The 20369-nt window shown below is 73.8% G+C and carries 14 protein-coding genes; 1 reads left to right on the plus strand and 13 read right to left on the minus strand.

The annotated features are described in order from the left end of the window. The first annotated feature begins 131 nt into the window (after positions 1-131). Positions 132-599: a hypothetical protein gene (locus ABT247_RS20430; protein WP_350744224.1), complete on the plus strand. Its 468-nt coding sequence runs from the start codon at positions 132-134 to the stop codon at positions 597-599. 188 nt (positions 600-787) lie between these two features. Here the strand turns inward: ABT247_RS20430 and ABT247_RS20435 are convergent, their stop codons facing one another. The 13 genes from ABT247_RS20435 to ABT247_RS20495 all read right to left on the minus strand — a co-directional run. Beyond that, entirely contained in the window at positions 788-1438 is a 651-nt protein-coding gene (locus ABT247_RS20435) for a response regulator (protein WP_350744225.1), read from the minus strand. After that, positions 1426-2670, minus strand: a complete 1245-nt coding sequence (locus ABT247_RS20440) for a sensor histidine kinase (protein ID WP_350744226.1) — start codon at positions 2668-2670, stop codon at positions 1426-1428. Before ABT247_RS20440 ends, ABT247_RS20435 begins: the two co-directional genes overlap by 13 nt. Positions 2671-2839: 169 nt before the next feature. After that, positions 2840-3532 (minus strand): class I SAM-dependent methyltransferase, encoded by a 693-nt coding sequence (locus ABT247_RS20445; protein ID WP_350744227.1) that lies wholly within the window; start codon positions 3530-3532, stop codon positions 2840-2842. 35 nt (positions 3533-3567) lie between these two features. Further along, on the minus strand, positions 3568-4050 hold the full coding sequence (locus ABT247_RS20450) for a hypothetical protein (protein WP_350744228.1): 483 nt from the start codon (positions 4048-4050) through the stop codon (positions 3568-3570). 317 nt (positions 4051-4367) lie between these two features. Continuing rightward, the gene (locus ABT247_RS20455) at positions 4368-6053 is read right to left on the minus strand and encodes a flavin monoamine oxidase family protein (protein ID WP_350744229.1); all 1686 of its coding nucleotides are present in this window, start codon (positions 6051-6053) and stop codon (positions 4368-4370) included. A gap of 29 nt (positions 6054-6082) precedes the next feature. Further along, entirely contained in the window at positions 6083-7600 is a 1518-nt protein-coding gene (locus ABT247_RS20460; protein WP_350744230.1) for an APC family permease, read from the minus strand. A gap of 348 nt (positions 7601-7948) precedes the next feature. Further along, positions 7949-9184, minus strand: a complete 1236-nt coding sequence (locus ABT247_RS20465; protein WP_350744237.1) for an aminotransferase-like domain-containing protein — start codon at positions 9182-9184, stop codon at positions 7949-7951. Between the two features lie 65 nt (positions 9185-9249). Further along, a complete protein-coding gene (locus ABT247_RS20470; RefSeq protein ID WP_350744231.1) occupies positions 9250-10386 on the minus strand; it encodes an alpha-hydroxy acid oxidase in 1137 nt (378 codons plus the stop codon). Next, positions 10383-11480, minus strand: a complete 1098-nt coding sequence (gene hppD / locus ABT247_RS20475; protein ID WP_350744232.1) for a 4-hydroxyphenylpyruvate dioxygenase — start codon at positions 11478-11480, stop codon at positions 10383-10385. The genes ABT247_RS20470 and hppD overlap by 4 nt, the downstream gene beginning before the upstream one ends. Before the next feature lie 153 nt (positions 11481-11633). Beyond that, complete coding sequence (locus ABT247_RS20480; RefSeq protein ID WP_350744233.1) at positions 11634-13034, minus strand: MFS transporter; 1401 nt, start codon at positions 13032-13034, stop codon at positions 11634-11636. A 72-nt stretch (positions 13035-13106) separates the two neighbouring features. Then, positions 13107-14162, minus strand: coding sequence for an aminotransferase class I/II-fold pyridoxal phosphate-dependent enzyme (locus tag ABT247_RS20485; RefSeq protein ID WP_350744234.1), 1056 nt, complete (start codon positions 14160-14162; stop codon positions 13107-13109). Beyond that, positions 14162-15217: a class I SAM-dependent methyltransferase gene (locus ABT247_RS20490; protein WP_350744235.1), complete on the minus strand. Its 1056-nt coding sequence runs from the start codon at positions 15215-15217 to the stop codon at positions 14162-14164. Before ABT247_RS20490 ends, ABT247_RS20485 begins: the two co-directional genes overlap by 1 nt. Before the next feature lie 145 nt (positions 15218-15362). Further along, positions 15363-20369 (minus strand): non-ribosomal peptide synthetase (locus ABT247_RS20495; RefSeq protein WP_350744236.1); only part of this gene is annotated, 5007 nt, incomplete at its 5' end.

Consider the following 20369-nt stretch of genomic DNA (forward strand, 5'->3'; position numbering starts at 1 on the left):
TACAGTGCGCAGGCCGGTGGCGCCCCTCGACGACTACGGCCGCGCCGCAGCCACCGCGCGCCGTCGCCCGAGCAGCACAGCACTCCCGGGCCCGGCTTCGATGCGGAAATCCACCCCCAGGAGAGCAGCCAATGACCGTGTCGGTGAAGATCACCGCAAAAGGCAATCCTTTCAGGAAATCGAAGTCCCCGGCCCAGCAGGTCGGCCTGACCGAACTGACGCACCACCGCCCACTCGGTGACATCGAGATCCACGGAGACGGGATCACCTTCGAGATGCCGGGCGTCCCGCTTTTCGACTTCACCAGGGTCATGCTCCTCTGCCTGGAGGAGGCCCGCCTGTCTGGGAAGTCCGAGTACTATTTCCCGGAGGGTGAAGGATATATTTTCCTAGCGAAGGCCGGAAGCATTGTCGAAATGACATGCGACTTCGAGGACGGAGTCATCCGGGCGACACCCGGGGAATTCCGGAGGGCACTGGCGGCTGCCGGTCTCGACATGATCGACCACCTCCAGGGCAGCGACGCCGGAGTCCTTCGCAACCCGCACTTCAAGAAGCTCCGGGAAGATCTCCTCCTGGCAGCCGAGGAGATCGATTGAGAGCTCTCGCAGACAGGTGGCGCGAGGAAATCCGGCGGCAACGCGGGTGCAGGAATCGGTGATCACGGAGGTGCGATGATCTGTGATCACCGGGGAGAATGCGCCCGCTCTGCCATCAAGGCGGCCGTACGTGCAAGATCCCGCTCATGCCGCCCAGGTCAACCAGGCGCGCTACGAACCCGCGGGGGTCAGGGCCGGGAGGCTCCGAGGAAGCGCAGTACGGCGAGGACCCGGCGGTGGTCGGCGTCGGTCACCGGTAGGTCGAGCTTGGCCAGGATGCTGTTGATGTGCTTGGCCACCGCGCTCTCGCTGACCGACAGGGCCTCGGCGATGCCGGCGTTGGAGCGCCCCTCGGCCATCGAGCTCAGTACTTCCCGTTCGCGGGGAGTCAGCCGGTCCAGGGGGTCGCTGTCCCGCCGCAGCAGCAGTTGGGTGATGACCTGCGGATCCAATGCGGTGCCGCCGTCCACCACCCGCCGGACCGCGGCCACGAACTCCCCGACGTCGGCGACGCGTTGCTTGAGCAGGTAGCCCACGCCGCTGGAGTTCGCCGCCAGCAGGTCGGCCGCGTAGCGCTCCTCGACGTACTGCGAGAGCAGCACCACGGCCGTCCGCGGCCAGCGTCGGCGGATCTCCGTCGCCGCGCGCACCCCTTCGTCGCCGAAGCCCGGCGGCATCCGGACGTCGACCAGGGCGAGTTCGGGCCGGTGTTCCTCCACCGCCGCCAACAGTGCCTCCGCGTCGCCGACTTCCGCGGCCACCTGGAAACCACCCATCTCCAGCACCTTGACCAGGCCGACCCGCAACAGCACCGAGTCCTCGGCGATCACCGCCCGCACGGCAACTCCGCCATCACGGTCGTCGGTCCCCCGGCGGGGCTGCTGACGCGGAAGGTGCCGTCGACCGAGCCGACCCGCTTGGCCAGCCCGCTCAGCCCCGTCCCGGCTCCGGCGTCCGCACCGCCGCGCCCGTCGTCGGTGACGTGCACCCGCAACACCTTCCCGATCCGTCGGACGGTCACCGCGACCCGCGTCGCACGGGCGTGCTTGGTCACGTTGGCCAGCGCCTCGGAGATCACGAAGTAGGCGACCGACTCCACGGCCGGTGCGACCCGCTCGTCGAGATCCACCCGCAGGCGGACCGGCAACGGCACCCGGGCGGCCAGCCCGGACAACGCCGCGTCCAGACCGCGGTCCTCGAGGACAGCCGGGTGCAACCCGCGTACCAGGTCGTTGAGTTCGGCGATCGCCTCCTTCGCCTCGAGATGGGCCTCCGCGAGCACCTCGCGGGCCCCGCTCGACAGGTCGGGGCGGGTGGCCATCGCCAGGCCCAGGTTGACCGCGAGGGAGACCAGCCGCTGCTGGGTGCCGTCGTGCAGGTCACGCTCGATGCGGCGGCGCTCGGCGTCGACCGCCTCGATCAGGTCGGTGCGGCTCCCGGCCAGGTAGTCGACCCGTTCCTGGAGCCGCTGCGCCCGGCTGGGCCCGAGCAGCACCGATGCGGTCCGCGACTCCAACCGGGCCGCCGCCCCGGCCGTCCACGGTGCGACGCACAGCAGGACCAGTCCGCCCACCGTGTAGCACGGCAGCTGCGTCGCGTAGCCGAACCAGTCCTGGCGGACCTCCACGGGCAGCGCCCACATCCACCCGCCGGCCGTCGCGCCCGCCAGGCCCGCGATCGCCACCACCAGCACCGACACCTCCAGGACGGCCAGCAACGGGCCCAGCAGCAGGTGGTATCCGAGCCGGCGCCAGGGACGCGTCGCCGAGAGCCGACGGGCGGCCGACGCCCACGACCACCGCTGCGGCACGGACGCCGGCCGAGGGATGTCCACGCCGAGCAGCGCCCGGTGGCGGAACCGCTGGACGGCCGTCAGCACCGGGACACCGAGGAGGAGCAGGACGGCCGACACGGGAAGCACCAGAGCCCAGTTCCCCGTCTCGGTGAAGGTCAGCACGCCCCAGGCCCACACGGGCACGAGAGCCAGGTGCGGCAGGACACCGGCGGCCAGGAAGCCGGCGTCCCGTCGCCCCCGAAGCGCCGAGGGCCTCAGCGCGGCTGGAATCGTCATGGCTCGACCCTAGGACAGCCCGACGGGGGCCTGCCATGAGGCCCGTACCCGGATCCATGGTGAAACCAGTGCCACCCCCGGGACGGCCCCGCCGGGCGGGCCGGCACGCGCGGCGCCGGGTCCGCGCCGCCGTCGTGAGCGCGCCGCCGTCGTGAGCGGGCCACGCCGCCTACACGGTGGCGTAGTGCTCGGTGTCGGAGGTGATCAGCGGTGTCCGTGCACCGCTCGACCGGCAGGGCGCCAGCCGGGCGTAGTAGGAGAACGGCGGGCCGATCAGCCGGGTCACATGGAGCCCGGCCGCGTTGGCGTGACGGGCCAGGGCGGTGCGGCGCACCTGGTGCCGGTCGAAGAACTCGCCCACGACGATTCGCCCGCTCGGCTTGACCACCCGGCTCAGCTCCCTCAGCGTCACCTCCGGCTGCGGGATCTCGCCCAGCGCCGTCACCAGGTAGGCGGCGTCGAACACGGCATTCCCGAAGGGCAGGTGGTGGGCGTCCGCCTGGGTCGGCGTGATGTTGCCGAGACCGCGCTGTGCGGCCCGGCCCATCACGTGGTCGAGCATCTCCTGCTGGACGTCGACGATGTCGAGCCGACCGCCGGGGCCCAGTTGCGGCGCGGTGCGCAGGGCCTGGAGGCCCGTGCCCGGCCCGACCTCCAGAACGCGTTCGCCCTGGCGCAACTCCAGCATCGCATCGAGCCGCTCCTGGCTGAGCAGCGGCAGGGGCAGATCGAGGAGCCAGCGCTGCGCGTACGGGTAGGGGGCGGAGTCGAACGCCCACCAGGACAGGGCCGCGGTGCCGGCTGCCGCTGCGGTCAGCCCCCATCGCACTCCGGAGCGGCCGAGCGCGGTACGAAGATTCATGATCGAGAGACCTTTTCCCAGTAATCGATGTCGAGTCAGGCCGACCGGGACGTCGGAACACGGAACGTCCGCCAGGCGACGACCGCGCAGACCACCGCAAGCGGCAGTTCGGCGCAGCACGCCATGGCCAGCGCCACGGCGAAACCGCTGCCGGTGCCCGCTGTCACCAGGTCGAACCAGGAGTCGACGAGCAAGAGCGTCGACGTCGCTGCAGCGGGCAGGGCCCGGCGGAGATCGCCACGAGCGGCCAGGATCCCGGTGGTGACGAAGCCGAGCGCCTCCATGACGTCCAAGCCCGTCCAGGCGGCCGACCAGTGCACGACAGGCGCCGTGGACGGCAGGGCGTGGCAGAGCACGAACGCCCAGGCGAGCACCGCGACTCCGCAGCCGACGAGCGCCAGCCCGGGCCAGCGGCGCGGGCTGCGGGTCCGATGCTGCGCGGGCCGCCGGCCCACGGCGGCGCGGTCGGGAGTCGAACCGGGCAGCGCTTCCGCCGTTGACCGCTCGATGACGCTCATGGCTCCTCCTCGCCGTGTCGGTGGCCTTCGTGTTCTCAAGGCTGCGCGTTCCGGCGGGGCATGGTCATCACCACTGGCACCCGTCCTGGGGTGGTACTGGGTTCACCCTCGGTGGGGGCGTTCGCGTGAATGTCCCTGGGTGGACGGGGCGTTATCGTGAGGGGTGTTGTGCGCGTGGTCGGTCTCGGACCACTTTTGTCGATCGGCGCGACCACGCTGCTGGTGGCACGAGTGAGGAGCCGCCGGGGTGATCACGGCAAGCGTGCAACGGCTCAGCTTCCGGACGTCCTGGAGGAGCACCGCGGCAGCGCCGGTGGTCAGGCGATCGCCGCGAGTACCTCCGCTGCTGCGCGGGCGCCCTGGGAGGCGCCGCCTTCCATGTAGCCCTGGAAGTCGTAGGAGGTGTGCTCGCCCGCGAAGTGCAGGTTGCCCTGGGCGGTGCCCTCGTAGCCCGCGTAGGTGGTCAGGTAGCCGACCGGCCAGCAGGAGTAGGCGCCGTAGGAGTACGGGTTGAGGTGCCAGGCCGAGAGGGTGGCACGGCCGTTCCACGCGGCGGCGGTGCCGGGCCAGAGCCGGTCGATCTGGCTCAGGTAGGTGCCGACCAGATCGCGGGTGTAGCCGGTGGAGGCGTCCGTGAAGGCGCTGGGCGGGGTCAGCCCCTTCGCGGGGCTGCCGCCGCCGTACTGGACCAGGATGCCGTTGCGGCCCGCCTGTCCGCGGGTGACGTCCCAGGCCTGCTGGAAGGGGAGGTCGGCGAAGCACTCGCCGTTCGAGACGCCCGGCCACGGGCCCGTTCCGAGCCAGGGGCGGGTGTCGAACTGCATGTTGAGCTTGGTGCAGTACCCCATCGTCATGTGGCTGAGCACGCCCCGCATCATCGGGTCGAGCCCGGCGGAGGAGAAGTCGATCCGCTGCTGCAGGATCGGCAGCGGCACCGCCAGGATGGTGTGGTCGGCGGTGACGGTCCGGGTGCCGCCGCCGTCGAGGTCGAACGTGAGCGTCTGGGTGCCGTCGGCGTTCCGGGCCACCGCCTTCAGCGTGTACCCCTGCTGCACGGTGCCGGCCGGGAGCGCCGCCGCGATGGCGTGCGGCAGTTGGTCGTTGCCGCCGGTGATGTGGTAGCGCTCGTCGCTGCCGCCCCAGATGCTGAAGCTGCCCGGGTTGGCCTGCGAGGAGAGCATCAGGAGCAGCGCGTACGAGGACTGGGCGGTGGTGTCGGCGCCGTACTCGACCGCGTACGCGACGTCGAGCAGGGCGCCCAGCCTGCTGGAGACCCCGCCGGGCACACGGGTCTCGATCCAGTCGCGGACGGACATGTGGTCGAGGCCCACGGCTGCGGCGTTGTGGTCGTCCCAGGTCGGGGCCGAGCCACCGGCCTGGATGTCCTTCTGGATCAGCTGCCAGACCGCCTTGAAGTCGGCGTCGGCCGTGGAGCGGGGGTAGCAGTCGTTCTGGAAGCGGAGGATCTGCTCGGCGCCGGCCGGGGTCGCCGCGCGCACCGAGGTGGTGGAGAGGCCGAAGCGCTGGCAGAGCCGGAGCACGGTGTGGTGGCCGGTGTCGATCAGTTCGCCGCCGTACTCGGAGACTTGGCCCTGCGCCCAGAGGCCGGGGGTGGACGGGCTGCCGCCCGAGTACATCCGGCCGCCGATGCGGGAGGGATGGGCCTCGTAGACCGTGGCGGCGATGCCCTTGTCCGCCAGGGTGAGCGCGGCGTTCAGGCCGGAGATGCCGGCGCCGATGATGGCGATCCGCGGGGCGGGGCCGGTGTACTTCGCGGCCGCGGTGGTCGCGGCCCGGGCGCGGGGGGTGACGGCGAGCGCGGCCGCGCCGACACCGAGTGCCGCCGCGCGGGCGAGCAGGGCCCTGCGGGACGGTCCGGCCGGCTCCGCACGGGCCTCGTCGCGCAGGGCCCGGTAGTCGTCGGCGGGCATCCGCAGTCTCGCGGCGGCGGCGCGGTCGGCGAGCGACTGCTTGAGGTGCCAGGCGAGGTGTGAGCGAGCCATGGGGGGATCCCTTCGCGAGGTCGGTCGGTTCAGACGGTGGCGGGGGAGGCTTGCTCGGTACGTTCCCGGCTGTCCTCGATGATCAGGCGGCCCATGACCTCGTACCGCTGCGGGTGGCGGGCCCGCATGTAGAGGGCGAGGGCGATGCCGCCGGCGAAGACCGCCCCGACGATCCACGGGATGAGCTTGAAGAAGAAGGTCTTCGAGGCCGCTCCGGCTGCCGTGTCCAGATTGACCACGAGCAGCACGATCGCCGCCAGCATCCCGATCCCGCCGAGCAGTGGCGCGGTGAACGTCCGGAACCAGTGCCGGGATTCCGGGTGGTTGCGGCGGAAGTACGCGATCACCGCGAAGGAGCAGAGCGTCTGGACGACGAGCAGCGCGAGCGTGCCGAGGATGGCGGTGAGGGTGTAGAGGCTGACGTACGGGTCCTGTCCGGCGGCCCAGAAGCCGCCGATGACGGCGAGTGCGATGGCGGTCTGGGTGAAGGAGGCGATGTGCGGCGAGCCGTGCCGCGGGTGGGTGCGGCCGAGCGCCGGGTGCAGGAAGCCCTCGCGTCCGATCGCGTACAGGTAGCGCGAGGCGCACTGGTGGAAGGCCATGCCGCAGGCGAAGGCGCTGCTGCACATCAGCCACTGGAAGGCGGTGACGGCCCAGTGGCCCAGGTAGGTGTGGGCGGGGGCGAGGAAGAGGTCGAGCGGGTTGCCGCCGTTCGCGATGTCGAGCGACTCGGTCGGGCCGTTGCCGGAGATGACCATCCAGGTGACGAAGGTGTACAGGACCCCGAGCGAGAGGACGGCGAGGAGCGTGGCGCGAGGGATGATCCGCTTGGGGTTGCGGGACTCCTCGCCGTACATCGCGGTCGACTCGAAGCCGATCCAGGACCAGAAGCAGAAGAACAGCCCGACGCCCGCGTTGACCCCCGCGAACGCCCCGGTCGGGTCGAGCGTACCGGCGTGCAGCCCGCCGGGGCCGCCGCCGTGCGCCAGCACCGAGCCGGCGAGCATCAGCAGCATCACCACCTCGCCGACCAGGAAGACACCGAGGACCTTGGAGGCGACCTCGAGGTCGAAGTAGGAGAGCGCGGCGGTGATCGCCAGCATCGCCAGCGCGAAGACCTGCCACGACCAGTGGATGCCGAACTGGGCGGTGAAGGCCTGCTCGGCGAAGTAGGCGAAGATCCCGACGATCGACGCCTCGAAGACCACGTACGCGAGCACCGCCAGCAGGCCGGAGGCCATGCCCACGACCCGGCCGAGGCCGTGCGAGACGAAGCCGTAGAAAGCGCCCGCGGTGGTGATGTGCCGGGCCATGGCGGCGTACCCGACGGTGAAGACGGTCAGGACGGCGGTGACGAAGAGGAATCCGGCCGGGGCGTGCACCCCGTTGCCGCCGCCGACGATGACCGGCAGGTTGCCGGTCATCGCGGTGATCGGCGCGGCAGTGGCCAGTGCCATGAAGATCACGCCGATCAGCCCGACCGAATTCGCTCTGAGCCGTTGGACGTCGGGCCGGTCCGGGGTGGCGGTGGTCTCGGCAGCGGGCATGGGCTACTCCCTCGGAGGCGCGCACGGGCTCGGGATCGACGACTCCGCCGGCGCGGAGTCGACCCAGTGTGCGGGCGCCGGTGGCCCGGCGGGCAGGAGCATTCTGTAGCCGTGCCCGGGAAAGGGTTGACGCCGTGCCACCGTGCGACGGCCGGGATCCTTCGCTAAGGCGCGGGCCGGACGTCTCGCGGGCCGGACGTCTCCCTCACGATCGGTGGACGGGATCGTTCGAGTCGACCACCGTCCGCAGACCCATGGCCGGGTGCCGGCCCCCGCCAGGAGACGGCGGGGACGAACTGCCGAGGAGGCCGCCCCGGGTTCCGGGGCGGCCTCCTCGGTGGGGCGGGGTCAGGGGGTGGGGTGGGTGAGGAGGGTGGCGAGGGCGTCGAGGCCGCGCTCGAGGGTGGCGGGGGTGAGCTGGGTGACGGAGAGGCGGAGCTGGTGGGTGCCGCCGGGGGCCGGGTAGAAGTGCGACATCGGGGTCCAGATGACGCCGTGGCGGGAGGCGGAACGCTCCAGCAGGGCGTCGTCGATGCGCAGGTGGGGCACGGTGAGGACGAGGAAGAAGCCGCCCCGCGGGGTGTTCCAGGTGATGCCGGTGGAGGGCGGGAAGCGGCGGGCCAGGCCGTCCAGCAGCAGGGCGAGGTTGCGGCGGTAGAGGGCGGCCGTCGCGGTGTTGGCGGCGCGCAGGCTGTGGCCGTGTTCGAGGAGGGCGCCGCCGATCACGGCCTGGGCGATCGGTGAGGTGTTCACCGTGGTCATGCTCTTGATCATGGCGAGCAGGTCGGCCAGGAGGCGGGTGCCGCCGGCGCCGTCGGAGACGAGCTGGTCGGCCACGACGTAGCCGACCCGGGCGCCGGGGAGCGCGGTCTTGGCGAAGGAGCCCAGGTGGACGACCCGGCGGGCGGTGTCCAGGGCCTTCAGGGAGGGGAGGCGGTCCTCGCCGGCGAAGACGCAGTAGGGGTTGTCCTCCAGGATCAGGATGTCCTCCTCGGCCGCCAGGGCGAGGAGGTCCCGGCGCAGCTCCAGGGGGAGGCTGGCGCCGCTGGGGTTGGCGACGTCCGGCACCAGGTAGAGGGCCCGGGGGCGCAGGCCCTCGGCTCGGGCGGCGGTCAGCCGGCGGCGCAGGTCGGCGAGGTCGACGCCGTCGGGGCCGTCGGCGACCGGGTGGACCGGGAGGTCGGCGAGCAGGGCGGCGCCGGTCAGGCCGACGTAGGTGGGGGAGACGGCGAGGAGCACGTCCTCGGGGCCGCGCCGCAGCGCCCGCAGGACCAGGAACATCGCCTCCTGGCAGCCGACCGTCACCACGATCGACTCGGCGGGGACCCGGATGGACTCGTCCACCGCGAGGTGGGTGGCGATCAGGTCGTGGATGATGCCCTTGGTGCGGCCGTACTGGAGGATCTGGCGGCGCGCGGCCGCCGCGGACAGACCGCGTTCGGTGCGCAGGTGCTCGACGTAGCGGTCCAGGTGGCGGTGGACGGCGTCGAGGTCCCAGAAGTCCTCCGCCGGACGGCCGGCGGCGAAGGAGACCGCGTCCGGGTAGCGGATCGAGATCTCGTTGAGCAGGTTCATCGACGTCATGGCCGGGTCGGCGAGGGACGGGTGCAGGTCGCTGCCCAGCAGGTCGTACGGCGGGGCGGTGGTGGTCACGGGGCACTCCAGGTGGGGCAGGGCAGGGAGGCGGTGCGCAGCCGGGCGGCGGCGCGCAGGTCGGCGCAGCCCGCGAGGCCGAGCGCGTGGCGCAGTTCGGCGGCCAGCAGGGCGAGCACGTGGGCGCAGCCGGCCTCGCCGTCGGCGGCGAGGCCCCAGATCGCCGGGCGGCCGAGCAGCACGCCGGTGGCGCCGAGGGCCAGGGCGGTCAGGACGTCCGAGCCGCTGCGCACCCCGCTGTCCAGCAGGACCTGGCAGTCCCGGCCCGCCAGGGCCTCGGCCACGGCGGGCAGGGCCGTCACCGACGGCACCGCGCGGTCGAGTTGGCGGCCGCCGTGGTTGGAGACCACCACGGCCTCGGCGCCGAGGTCGGCGGCCCGGGCGGCGTCCGCAGGGTCGAGCACCCCCTTGACCACCAGCGGCAGCCGGGTGCGGTCGCGCAGCCAGGCGAGGTCGGCCCAGGTGACGGCGGGGGAGAGCAGTTCCGCGGTGTGCGCGGCCACGGCGGAGACGGCGGCGCAGGCCCGGTGCGCCCGTCCGGCGGCGCCGCCGTCCAGCAGCGCCGCGCGGACGGCGGGGGGCAGGGCGAAGGCGTTGCGGGCGTCGCGCAGCCGGCGGCCCATGTACGGCACGTCGGCGGTGACCAGCAGGCACTCGCTGCCGGCCGCCTCGGCGGCGGCGACCAGGTCGAGCAGCCGGCCCCGGTCGCGCAGCCAGTACAGCTGGAACCAGAGGGTGGCGCCGGTCGCGGCGAGGTCCTCGAAGCCGACGCTGCTGAGCGTGCCCACGGTGAACGGGACGCCCGCCGCGGCCGCCGCCCGGGCCGAGGCCAGTTCGCCCTCGGGATGGAAGAGGCGGTGGTAGGCGACCGGGGCGACCGCCACGGGCAGGGCGGCGCGGCTGCGCACCAGGGTGGCGGACGTGTCGGTGGCGGAGACGTCGGCCAGGACCCTCGGGACCAGGGCGAGCCGGTCGAAGGCGGCCCGGTTGGCGGCGAGGGTGCGCTCCTGCTCGGCGCCGCCGGCCAGCCAGTCCCAGACCTCGGGGGCCAGGGCGGCGCGGGCCAGATCGGCGTACTCGGCGACGGACAGGGGCAGATGACTGACCGTCAGAGGGGTTGCGGGCGGGTTCATCCGGCCACTTCGCTGGCGCTGCGCTGGAGTTCGACGGCCTCGTAGAGGGCGCGGATGTTGTTGCTGCCGAAGTGGCGGGCCCGGATGCGCTCGATGATCTCGAAGAAGAAGGTGCCGCGCGGGTGCTGGGAGCGGGTGAAGATCTGGAACAGCTGGCCGTCGTGGTCCTGGTCGACCAGCAGGTTGAGGTCGCGCAGCTGGTCGAGGGTGTGCCGCAGCGGGGTCAGGCGGGCGGGCAGGGCGTCGAAGTACGTGCCGGGGGTGCGCAGGAAGGGCACGCCGCGCTCGGCCAGCGCGGTGACGGAGTGCACGGCGTCGGCGGAGGAGAAGGCCACGTGCTGCACCCCGGCGCCGCCGTGGTCGGCGAGGAAGGAGGCGATCTGGCCGCCGGCCTCCGGACCGAGCGGCTCGATCACGGTGAGGGTGACGCTGTGGTCGGCGCTCTGCACCACCGCCGAGTCCATGCCGAGGGTGCCGACCTCGATCCGCTCCTCGAAGATCATCCGGAAGCCGAAGACCTCGCGGTAGCGGCGGATCGTCTCGCGCAGCTCGCCGGAGGGCACGCAGACCGCGAAGTGGTCCACCGTGCGCAGGCCGACCGACCCGGCGCCGGTCGCCGGGGCGGGGTCCGGCAGGCCCGGGATCCGGTCGGCGGGCACCTCGGGACCGCGCTCGATCAGGGTGTGCACCACGTCGCCGAAGGCGCCGACCACCGCGGTGACGCAGCCGTGCTCGGACCGCGGAGGGCGCAGCCCCTCGGCGCCCCGGTCGGTCAGCGTCCGGTACGCGGCGGCGGCATCCGGCACCCGCAGGGCCAGCGCGGCGACGCCGTCGCCGTGCCGGGCGAGGTAGCCGGTGGCCGGATGGGTGGCGGCCAGCGGCTGGGTCAGCAGCAGACGGATGCTCCCCTGCCCGAGCAGGGCGGAGAGGCAGCGCTCGGCGGCCCCGCCCAGCTCGGTGGGCGGGGCGAGCAGTTCGAAGCCGTACTCGGCGGTCAGCCGGGCGGTCTCGGCGGTGAGGTCGGCCACGTAGAACTCGACGTGGTCCAGTTCGACGGGCAGCGCGGCGGAGAGGGGAGAGGAGGGGGCGGTCATCTGAGGGGCTCTCTCGTGAGGAGGGGACACGGCGGCCCACCCGGGCGGCGGTGCGGTGCCGCCCGGGGCGGGCCGGTGGCGTCGATCGCGGGACGGGCGGCGACCGGTGATGGGCGGATGGGCGGTCGGGCTCGGAGCGGTGGTGGCGGCTCGTCAGGTGGTGCGCTGGAGGTGCGGTGCGGCGGTGTTCCCGGCGTCGCCGGTGGCGGCGGTGTCGGCGGTGGCGGCGGTGTCGCCGCCGCCCGCGCCGGGCCGGTCACCGTCGCCGTCCTGGTCGGCGGCCTCGGCCGTGGTCCCGTCGGCCTCGGCCGTGGCCTCGTTCTCGGTCTCGGCCGTGGCGTCGGCCCCGGCCTCGGTTCCGGCTCCGTCGTCCTCGGCCGCCGCCTCCGGCTTGCCGATCAGGAAGGCGGCGGAGAGCAGCGCGCCGACCAGCATCGCGGCCAGCACCGTCCGGAAGTCCAGCGCGGCCACCAGCCCGGCGCCGATGCCGATGGCGACCGCCTGGGGAGCGGTGAGCGCCAGGTTGACGGCCGCCTGGGTGCGGCCCATCAACCGGGGCGGGGTCAGCGACTGGGCGGCGGTGGCCAGGCCGACCACGGCCGCCGGCATGCCGGCCCCGGCGATCAGCAGACCGGCCGCCACCACCCAGACCGACGGGGTCAGCAGCAGCGCGGCGCCGAGGGCGAAGACGGCCGAGCCGATCATGACGGTCCGCCGGGGGCCGAGCTTGCCGATCAGGAGGCCGCCCAGCACCGAGCCGCCCAGCGACCCGACCGCCTCCACCGTCTCCAGCACGCCGAGGAACTGCGGCGAGCGGTGCAGCCCGTGCTGGATGAGCGAGAACAGCACCGGCTGGAGGAAGCTGAGCACGGTGGCGGTCGCGGTGGTCGCGATCAGCAGCGGCAGCAGCGAGGTGGTGGTGCGCAGGTGCTGGAAGCCCGCCAGCACCTCGGTGCGCCAGCGGCGGCCGGAGGGCTCCGGCGTCGGCTCGGCCACCCGCAGGGCCAGGAAGGCGAGCGCCGCCGCCAGCAGGATGGCGATGTCCACCACGGCGACGGCCCGGCCGCCGAGCCACCCGTACAGGCCGGAGCCGACCAGCGGGGCGACCAGGGTGGTGCCCGCGCGCATGCTCTGGGTGAACCCGACGGCCGCCCCAAAGTCCTGACGATCCGTCAGGATGATTCGGAGCATCGCGCTCTGGGCCGGGGTCAGGACGGCCCCGGCCAGCCCGTAGAGCACGGCCGTGCCGTAGATGATCCACAGCTGGCCCCGGCCCGTCACCAGTAGCAGCGGGGTGACCGCCACCGCCAGGACCAGATTGACCGCGACCAGCAGCGGCCGGCGGCGGACCCGGTCGGCGAACAGGCCGCCGAGCGGCAGCAGCAGCATCGGAACGGCGTAGCAGAACATCACCAGACCGGCCGCGGAACTGCTTCCCGTCAGCACCTTGGCCCAGATGCCCAGGGCGATGAAGAGGGCGCTGTCCCCGAGGACGGACAGCGTCTGTCCCGCGATGTAGAGCCGGAACTCCGGCCGCGCCAGAAGTGGGTGCATGTCCTGTCCTTCGTTGCTGCGGTGTGGTGGATGGTGCGGGCGCGGGCCGGCGAGCCGTCCCGGCGGACGGCCCTAGCGGGCGGCGTCGGTGGGCGGGGCGGTGGGCGCAGCCGAGGCCGCCGGGGGCGGGCCGGCCTCGGCGAAGCCCGCGAGCACGGCGTCGTTGGCGTCCTTCTCGCCGACGGCGATCCGGATGCCCTGGCCGGGATAGAACCGGACGGCCACCCCGAGCCGCTCCAGCGCGGCCTTGACGGGCGACTGGTCCCCGGGGACGGCCACCCACAGGAAGTTGGTCAGGCTCGGCGCCACCGCCCAGCCCAGACCGAGCAGTTCGGCCCGCAGGCGGTCCCGCTCGGCGGCGATCCCGGCGATCCGCCGGTCCACCTCGTCCTGGGCCGCCACGGCGGCCAGCAGGCCCGCCTCCTGGAGGCGGTTCACCGCGTACGGCACCTGGTGGTCCCGTACCCGCTGCGCCACCGGCTCCGCCGCCATCGCGTAGCCGATCCGCAGCGCGGCGATGCCGTGCGACTTGGAGAGGGTGCGCAGCACCACCAGGTTGGGCCACTCGGCGATCCGGGCCGGGACGTCCGGGGCCGCCCAGCCGCGGGCGAAGTCGATGTACGCCTCGTCCAGCAGGATCAGCGCCGTGGGCGGCACCCGGCGGAAGAAGGCGGTCAGCTCGGCCCAGGAGTAGACCGTGCCGGTCGGGTTGTGCGGGTTGCACAGCACCACGATCCGGGTGCGGTCGTCCAGCCGCTCCGCCATCGCGGCCAGGTCGTGCCGGGCGTCCGGCCCGAGCGGGACGGGCCTGGCCTCGGCCCGGGCGATCCGGCAGAACAGCGGGTACGCGTCGAAGCAGGGGTCCGAGTGCACCACGTTGTCGCCGGGCTCGACGACGGCGTGGAAGAGGTCCAGCGCGACGCCCGCCGAACCGTGGCCGACCACGACCTGCCCGGCCGGGACGCCCTGCCAGTCGGCGATGATCCCCTCGATCCGCCGGGGGCGCAGGTCCGGGTAGCGGTGCAGGTCGCCGGGGGCGTCGGCCAGGGCGGCGAGCACCGAGGGCAGCGGCGGGTACGGGTGCTCGTTCTGGGCCAGCAGGTATCTGGCCGGGGGAGCGGCGGCCATCAGTCGGCCTGCAGGACGTAGAGCCAGGAGTGCGGGGTGGCCAGGGCCTCGACGCGGTCGATCCGCAGGCCCGCGTCGGCGAACAGCTGCTCGTAGGTCTCCTTGGTGTGCAGCGGTACGCCCATCATCGCGTGCGCCAGCTCGAAGCCGACCGAGAAGACCGGCAGGGTGCTCTGCGACTCGCCGGGGCCGCGCAGCATGGTGTCGCCGAGCACGAAGGTGCGGGCCTTGGGGAAGGCCTCCCGCATCCGGGTGAAGATCGAGGAGCGGGTGGCCGGGTCGGCCAGCAGGTCGTGCAGCAGGAAGAAGCTCATCACGGTGTCGACCTCGGCCACCTCGGCGGCCTCGGCGTCGTTGTCGATCTGGGTGCCGAGCAGGCCCAGCACGTCGGCCCGGACGGCGGTGACCCGGTCCTCGAGGCCGGCCTCGGCGATCTCGCGGCGGGCGATGTCGGTGGCCGGGCGGCTGATGTCGATGCCCAGGCCCCGGCTGCCCTCCCGCTGGGAGACCACCCGGCGCACCCGGGCGGAGGTGCCGCTGCCGAGGTCGGCGATGAGACGGAAGTCGATGCCGTCGAGCACGTCGGTCAGCTGCGCGGCGAACATCGACTGGTCGCACTGGGCGGAGCCGAGGGCGACCATCGCCTCGTCGCGGAAGACGTCCTGCTGGTAGTGGTGCGTTCCGGCGCTCAGGTGTCCGGCGCGGCCGAAGACGTCGTGGTAGCCGCCGACGGCCCAGGTGAAGTAGCCACGGGCGGAAACGACTTCGCGGCCTGCCTCGGTGGGCAGGTAGCCGGCGCCGTCGGCCTTGAGGAAGCCGTAGTCGGCGGCGGCGCGCAGCACGGCCTCCGTTCTGGCGACGTCACCGGCCGATGCGGCGGCCTGGGCGGCCTCGGCGGCCGAGAGCGGCTCGCCGCGGCCGATCCGCTCCAGTACGCCGATCCGGTCCAGCGCGAAGATCACGTTCGCGGCGATGAAGCCGTTGTAGGCGTCGGTCGACGACATCGGCGCCGGGGTGACGCCGCGCCAGGTGTCGGGAATGACGGCACTGTGCATCGGTGGTCTCCATTCATCGTGGGTGGGCCGGGTCGCGGCCGGTGGGGTGGTCGGTGCGGGGGTGCCGCGTCGGAGCGGTGGTGCGCTTGCGGGGGGTGGTGCGGTGGTGCGCTCCAAAGGTGGTGCGGTTCAGGGGTGGTGCGGATCAGGGGTGGTGGTGCGTGGGCGCTGTGCCGGGCGCCGGGTCCTCCGCCGGGTGCGGCGCCGGGTGGCGGAGTCGCTCGGCGAGCACCGGGCCGATGACCGAGAGCGCCCGCGGGCCGGTCATCGCGCCGTGGGTGCTCGGCACCTCGTGGACCTCGATCCGGCCGCCCACGTGCGGGCGCCAGCTCTCGGGGTCGGGGGCGTCGGCCGGGCGGTCCTCGGCGGCGACGAACACCAGGGCGTCGCCGTCGTAGCCGGGCAGCGGGGCGTCGTCGGCCAGGGCGAGGTTGGCCAGGAAGACCTCGACCACCCGGGCCACCCCGGCACCGCTGAGGCCGGCCAGCGGGCCGTCGCCGTCCCGGACCAGCTCGGCGTAGCCGGCCTCGTCGGTGGGCCAGGCCGTGATGTCCGCCGGCTTGTGGCCGAGGGAGGCGAGGATCGCGGCGAGCAGCGCCGGGTCGCGCTCGGCGGCGTCCCGGCGGGCCCGGCCGTGCCCGGCGCCGCCCGGTGCGGCGCCGTTCCGGGCGGCCTCCCCGGCGGTGGGTGCCGGGTAGCCGTCGAGGACGGCGAGCAGCGAGACCTGCTCGCCCTGCTCCCGCAGCAGGGCCGCGATCGCGTGGGCGACCGGCCCGCCGAAGGACCAGCCGAGCAGGGCGTACGGACCTTCGGGCCGCACCGCGCGCAGCTCGGCCAGGTAGGTGCGGGCCAGGTCCGCCAGGCTGGCCGGGTGCCGGTCCAGGTCGGCGAGTCCGGGTGCCTGGAGGCCGTAGATCGGCTGCTCGGTGTCCAGGTGGCGCAGCAGACCGGTGTAGACCCAGCTGATGCCGGCCGCCGGGTGCACGCAGAACAGCGGCGGACGGGAGCCCCGGGCGCGGATCGGCAGCAGCACCGGAAAGGCCTCCTCGGCGGCGGCGCCGTCCCGGCCCCCGGTCCGCGGCCCGGCCGGCAGTCCGTCCACCAGTCCGGCCACCAGTCCGGCCAGCCCGGCGACGGTGGGCGCCTGGAAGAGCGCCCGGACGCCGAGGCCGTCCGCGCCGGTCAGCTCCCGCACACCGGCGATCAGGCGGCCGGCCAGCAGCGAGTGGCCGCCCAGCTCGAAGAAGTTGTCGTCGACGCCGACCCGCTCCACGCCGAGCACGTCGGCGAACAGCCCGCACAGCAGCTCCTCCAGCGGAGTGCGCGGCGCCCGGCCGGCGCCCGCCCGGCCCGGCCCGGGGGCGGGCAGCGCACGCTCGTCGAGCTTGCCGTTGGGCGTCAGCGGCAGCCGTTCCAGCGGCACCAGGGCCGCGGGCCGCATGTGGTCCGGCAGCTCGGCGGCCAGGTGGGCGCGGACGGTGTCCGCATCGAGCGGCCCGGCGGCGGAGGCGGGCACCAGGTACCCGACCAGGCGCTTGTCGCCGGGGGTGTCCTCGCGGACCACGACCGCGGCGGAGGCCACCTGCGGGTGGCGGCTGAGCACCGAGGCGATCTCGCCCAGCTCGATCCGGAAGCCCCGGACCTTCACCTGGGCGTCGATGCGTCCGAGGTAGTCGAGTTCGCCGGCGGCCGTCCAGCGGGCCAGGTCGCCGGTGCGGTACATCCGGGTGCCGGGGGCGCCGTACGGGTCGGCGACGAAGCGTTCCGCGGTCAGCCCCGGCCGGCCCAGGTAGCCCCGGGCCAGCCCGGCGCCCGCCACGTACAGTTCGCCGGGCACCCCGGCGGGCACCGGCCGCAGCCGGGAGTCCAGCAGGTACAGCCGCAGGTCCGGGATGCCCGCGCCGATCAGCGACCGGGGCTGCCCGGCGGCCGTGGCTGCGTCCAGCGGGCGGTAGGAGACGTGCACCGTGGTCTCGGTGATGCCGTACATGTTGACCAGCACCGGCGCGTCCTCGGGGTGCCGTTCGTACCAGGGCGCCAGCCGGGCCAGGTCGAGCGCCTCGCCGCCGAAGACCACCCGTCGCAGGGCGAGGTCGCGGCCCAGCTCCGGCGCCTCCTCGTCGGCCTGCATCAACTGGTAGAACGCGGACGGCGTCTGGTTGAGGAAGGTGACCCGCTCGCGCACCAGCAGCTCCAGGAACTCCCGGGGCTCCCGGCTCACCTCGAAGGGCACCACGACCAGCCGGCCGCCGTGCAGCAGCGCGCCCCACAGCTCCCAGACCGAGAAGTCGAAGGCGTAGGAGTGGAACAGCGTCCAGACGTCCTGCGGGCCGGGCGCGAACCACCGGGCGGTGGCGGCGAACAGCCGGGCCACGTTGGCGTGCGTGACCACCACGCCCTTGGGGCGGCCGGTCGAGCCGGAGGTGTAGATGACGTAGGCCGGGTGGTCGGGCACCAGGGCGGGCGCGGGAGCGGTGGTGCTCGCCCCGGCCAGCTCGGCCGCCGTCGACGGGGTGTCGAGCAGCAGCGACGGCGGCCCCGCATCGGGCAGTCGGGCGGCGGTCGCGGTCGTGGTGAGCAGCAGCTCGGGGGCGGCGTCGCGCAGGGTGTAGGCGATCCGGTCGGCCGGGTAGTCCGGGTCGATCGGCAGGTAGGCGCCACCCGCCTTGAGCACCGCGAGCACGGCGACCACCAGCTCGGTGGAGCGCGGCAGTGCCAGGGCCACCAGCCGCTCGGGGCCCACTCCCCGCGCGGCCAGCAGGTGGGCCAGCCGGTTCGCCCGGGCGTCCAGCTCGGCGTAGTCGAGCCGTTCGTCCCGGTGGACCACCGCGACGGCGTCCGGGGTGCGCGCCGCCTGGGCGGCGAACAGCGCGGGGAGGGTGCGGAGTCCGTAGGCCTCCGGGTGCTCCCCGGGCCGGCTCCATTGCTCCAGGATCAGGGTCCGTTCGGCTGCCGTGAGGATCTCTGCCTCGCTGACCGGGCGGGCCGGATCGGCGGTCACCGCGCCGAGCAGCCGCTCGAAGCGGTGGCCGATCGCCGTCACGGTGGCCGGGTCGAACAGGTCCACCGCGTACTCGACCACCAGGTCGATCCCGGCCGGTGCTCCGTCCGCGTCGAGCCGCTCCAGGAAGCCGAAGGCCAGGTCGAACTTGGCGTGTTCGGCCGCCGCCGGCTCGACCCGGAAGGGCAGTCCGTCCGCCGAGGGCGCCGGTGGCGGTGTCGGCAACGGTGTCGGCGAGGACGTCGGCGAGGACGTCGCGGAGGGCGCGGCGGAGGGTGTGGTGGCGGATGTGGCGGAACCGGCGGCACCGAAGGTCAACAGCACCTGGAACAGCGGGTGCCGGGCCGTCGAGCGGGCCGGGTTGAGCGCCTCGACCAGCCGCTCGAAGGGCAGGTCCTGGTGCTCGAAGGCGTCCAGGTCGGCCACCCGCACGCGCTCCAGCAGGTCGAGGAAGCTCGGGTCGCCGGAGAGGTCGGTGCGCAGCACCAGGGTGTTGACGAAGAAGCCGATCAGGTCGTCGAGGGCCTCGTCGGTGCGGCCGGCGGCCGGAGTGCCGAGCGGGATGTCGCTGCCCGCACCCAGCCGGCCGAGGGTGGCGGCCAGGGCGGCCTGCACCACCATGAACGTGCTGGAACGATTCTCCCGGGCCAACGCGGTCACGGCGGCGTGGAGTTCGGCGGGGATCCGGAGCTCGACGGTGTCGCCCCGATGGCTGGCCGCCGTCGGCCGCGTGCGGTCGTAGGGCAGCGCCAGCTCCTCCGGGAGACCGGCCAGGGCCCGGCGCCAGAAGGCGAGTTGGCCGGCCGACAGCGGGGTGGGCTGCTCCTCGGTGCCGAGGAGTTCGCGTTGCCAGAGGGTGTAGTCGGCGTACTGGACGGGCAGGGGCCGCCAGTCGGGTGCCGAGCCGGTGCGGCGGGCCCGGTAGGCGGTGTCGAGGTCCCGCAGCAGCGGGCCGACGGACCAGCCGTCGGTGGCGATGTGGTGCATCAGCACCAGCAGGACGTGCTCCTCGTGCGGGACCGAGTACAGCGTGGCGCGGACGGGCAGGTCGCGGGCGAGGTCGAAGACCTCCCGGCCGGCCGCGGCCAGGGCCGCCCCGAGGTCCCTCTCGGTGGCCACCGGCACGGTGCGGAGCGGGAGTCGGGCGTCGTCCAGGATCAGCTGGTGCGGCCGGCCGGCCACGCTCGGGTAGACCGTGCGCAGCACCTCGTGCCGGCGCAGCAGGTCCGTCAGCGCCTCCTCGAGGGCGGCGGTGTCGACCGGGCCGGTCAGACGCACCGCGCACGGGGTGTTGTAGAGCGCGTTCGGTCCCTCGAACTGGTCGATGAACCAGAGGCGTTGCTGCGCCGGGGAGAGCGGGACGCGCTCCGGCCGGTCGGCGCGCCGCAGGGCCGGCCGGGCGCCGCCGGAGGCGGGCAGGGCGGCGGCCAGGGCCGCGACGGTGGGCGCGTCGAACAGGGCCCGGATGGGGAGTTCGGTGTCCAGGGTGGTGCGGATGCGGCTGACCAGTTTGGTGGCGAGGAGGGAGTGGCCGCCGAGGTCGAAGAAGTCGTCGTCGATGCCGACGGCGGGGAGGCCGAGGGTTTCGGCGAAGAGCGTGCAGAGGGTCCGCTCGCGTTCGGTGCGGGGTTCGCGGCCTTGGGGTGTGGTGCGGTAGTCGGGGGCGGGGAGGGCGCGGCGGTCGACTTTGCCGTTGGGGGTGACGGGGAGGGTGTCGAGGGTGACGATCGCGGCGGGGAGCATGTAGGCGGGGAGGCGTTCGGCGGCGTGGGCGCGGAGTTCGGCGGGGGTGACGGGGTCGGGGGTGGTGGTGCCGCTGGCGGTTGTCGCCGACCGGGTGATGTAGACGACGAGTCGTTTGTCGCCGGGTTGGTCCTCGCGGACGAGGGCGAGGGCGTGGCCCACGCTGGGGTGGGTGGTGAAGGCGGCCTCGACCTCGGCGAGTTCGATGCGGAAGCCGCGGATCTTGACCTGGTCGTCGGTGCGGCCGAGGAATTCGAGTTGGCCGGTGGTGGTCCAGCGGGCGAGGTCGCCGGTGCGGTACATGCGTTCGCCCTTGCCGTTGCCGTAGGGGCAGGCGACGAAGCGTTCGGCGGTGAGGGTGGGGCGGCCGAGGTAGCCGCGGGCGAGGCCGGCGCCGGCGAGGTAGAG

Source organism: Kitasatospora sp. NPDC001539, from assembly GCF_040298565.1.
In the GTDB taxonomy this organism is placed as follows: Bacteria; Actinomycetota; Actinomycetes; order Streptomycetales; family Streptomycetaceae; genus Kitasatospora.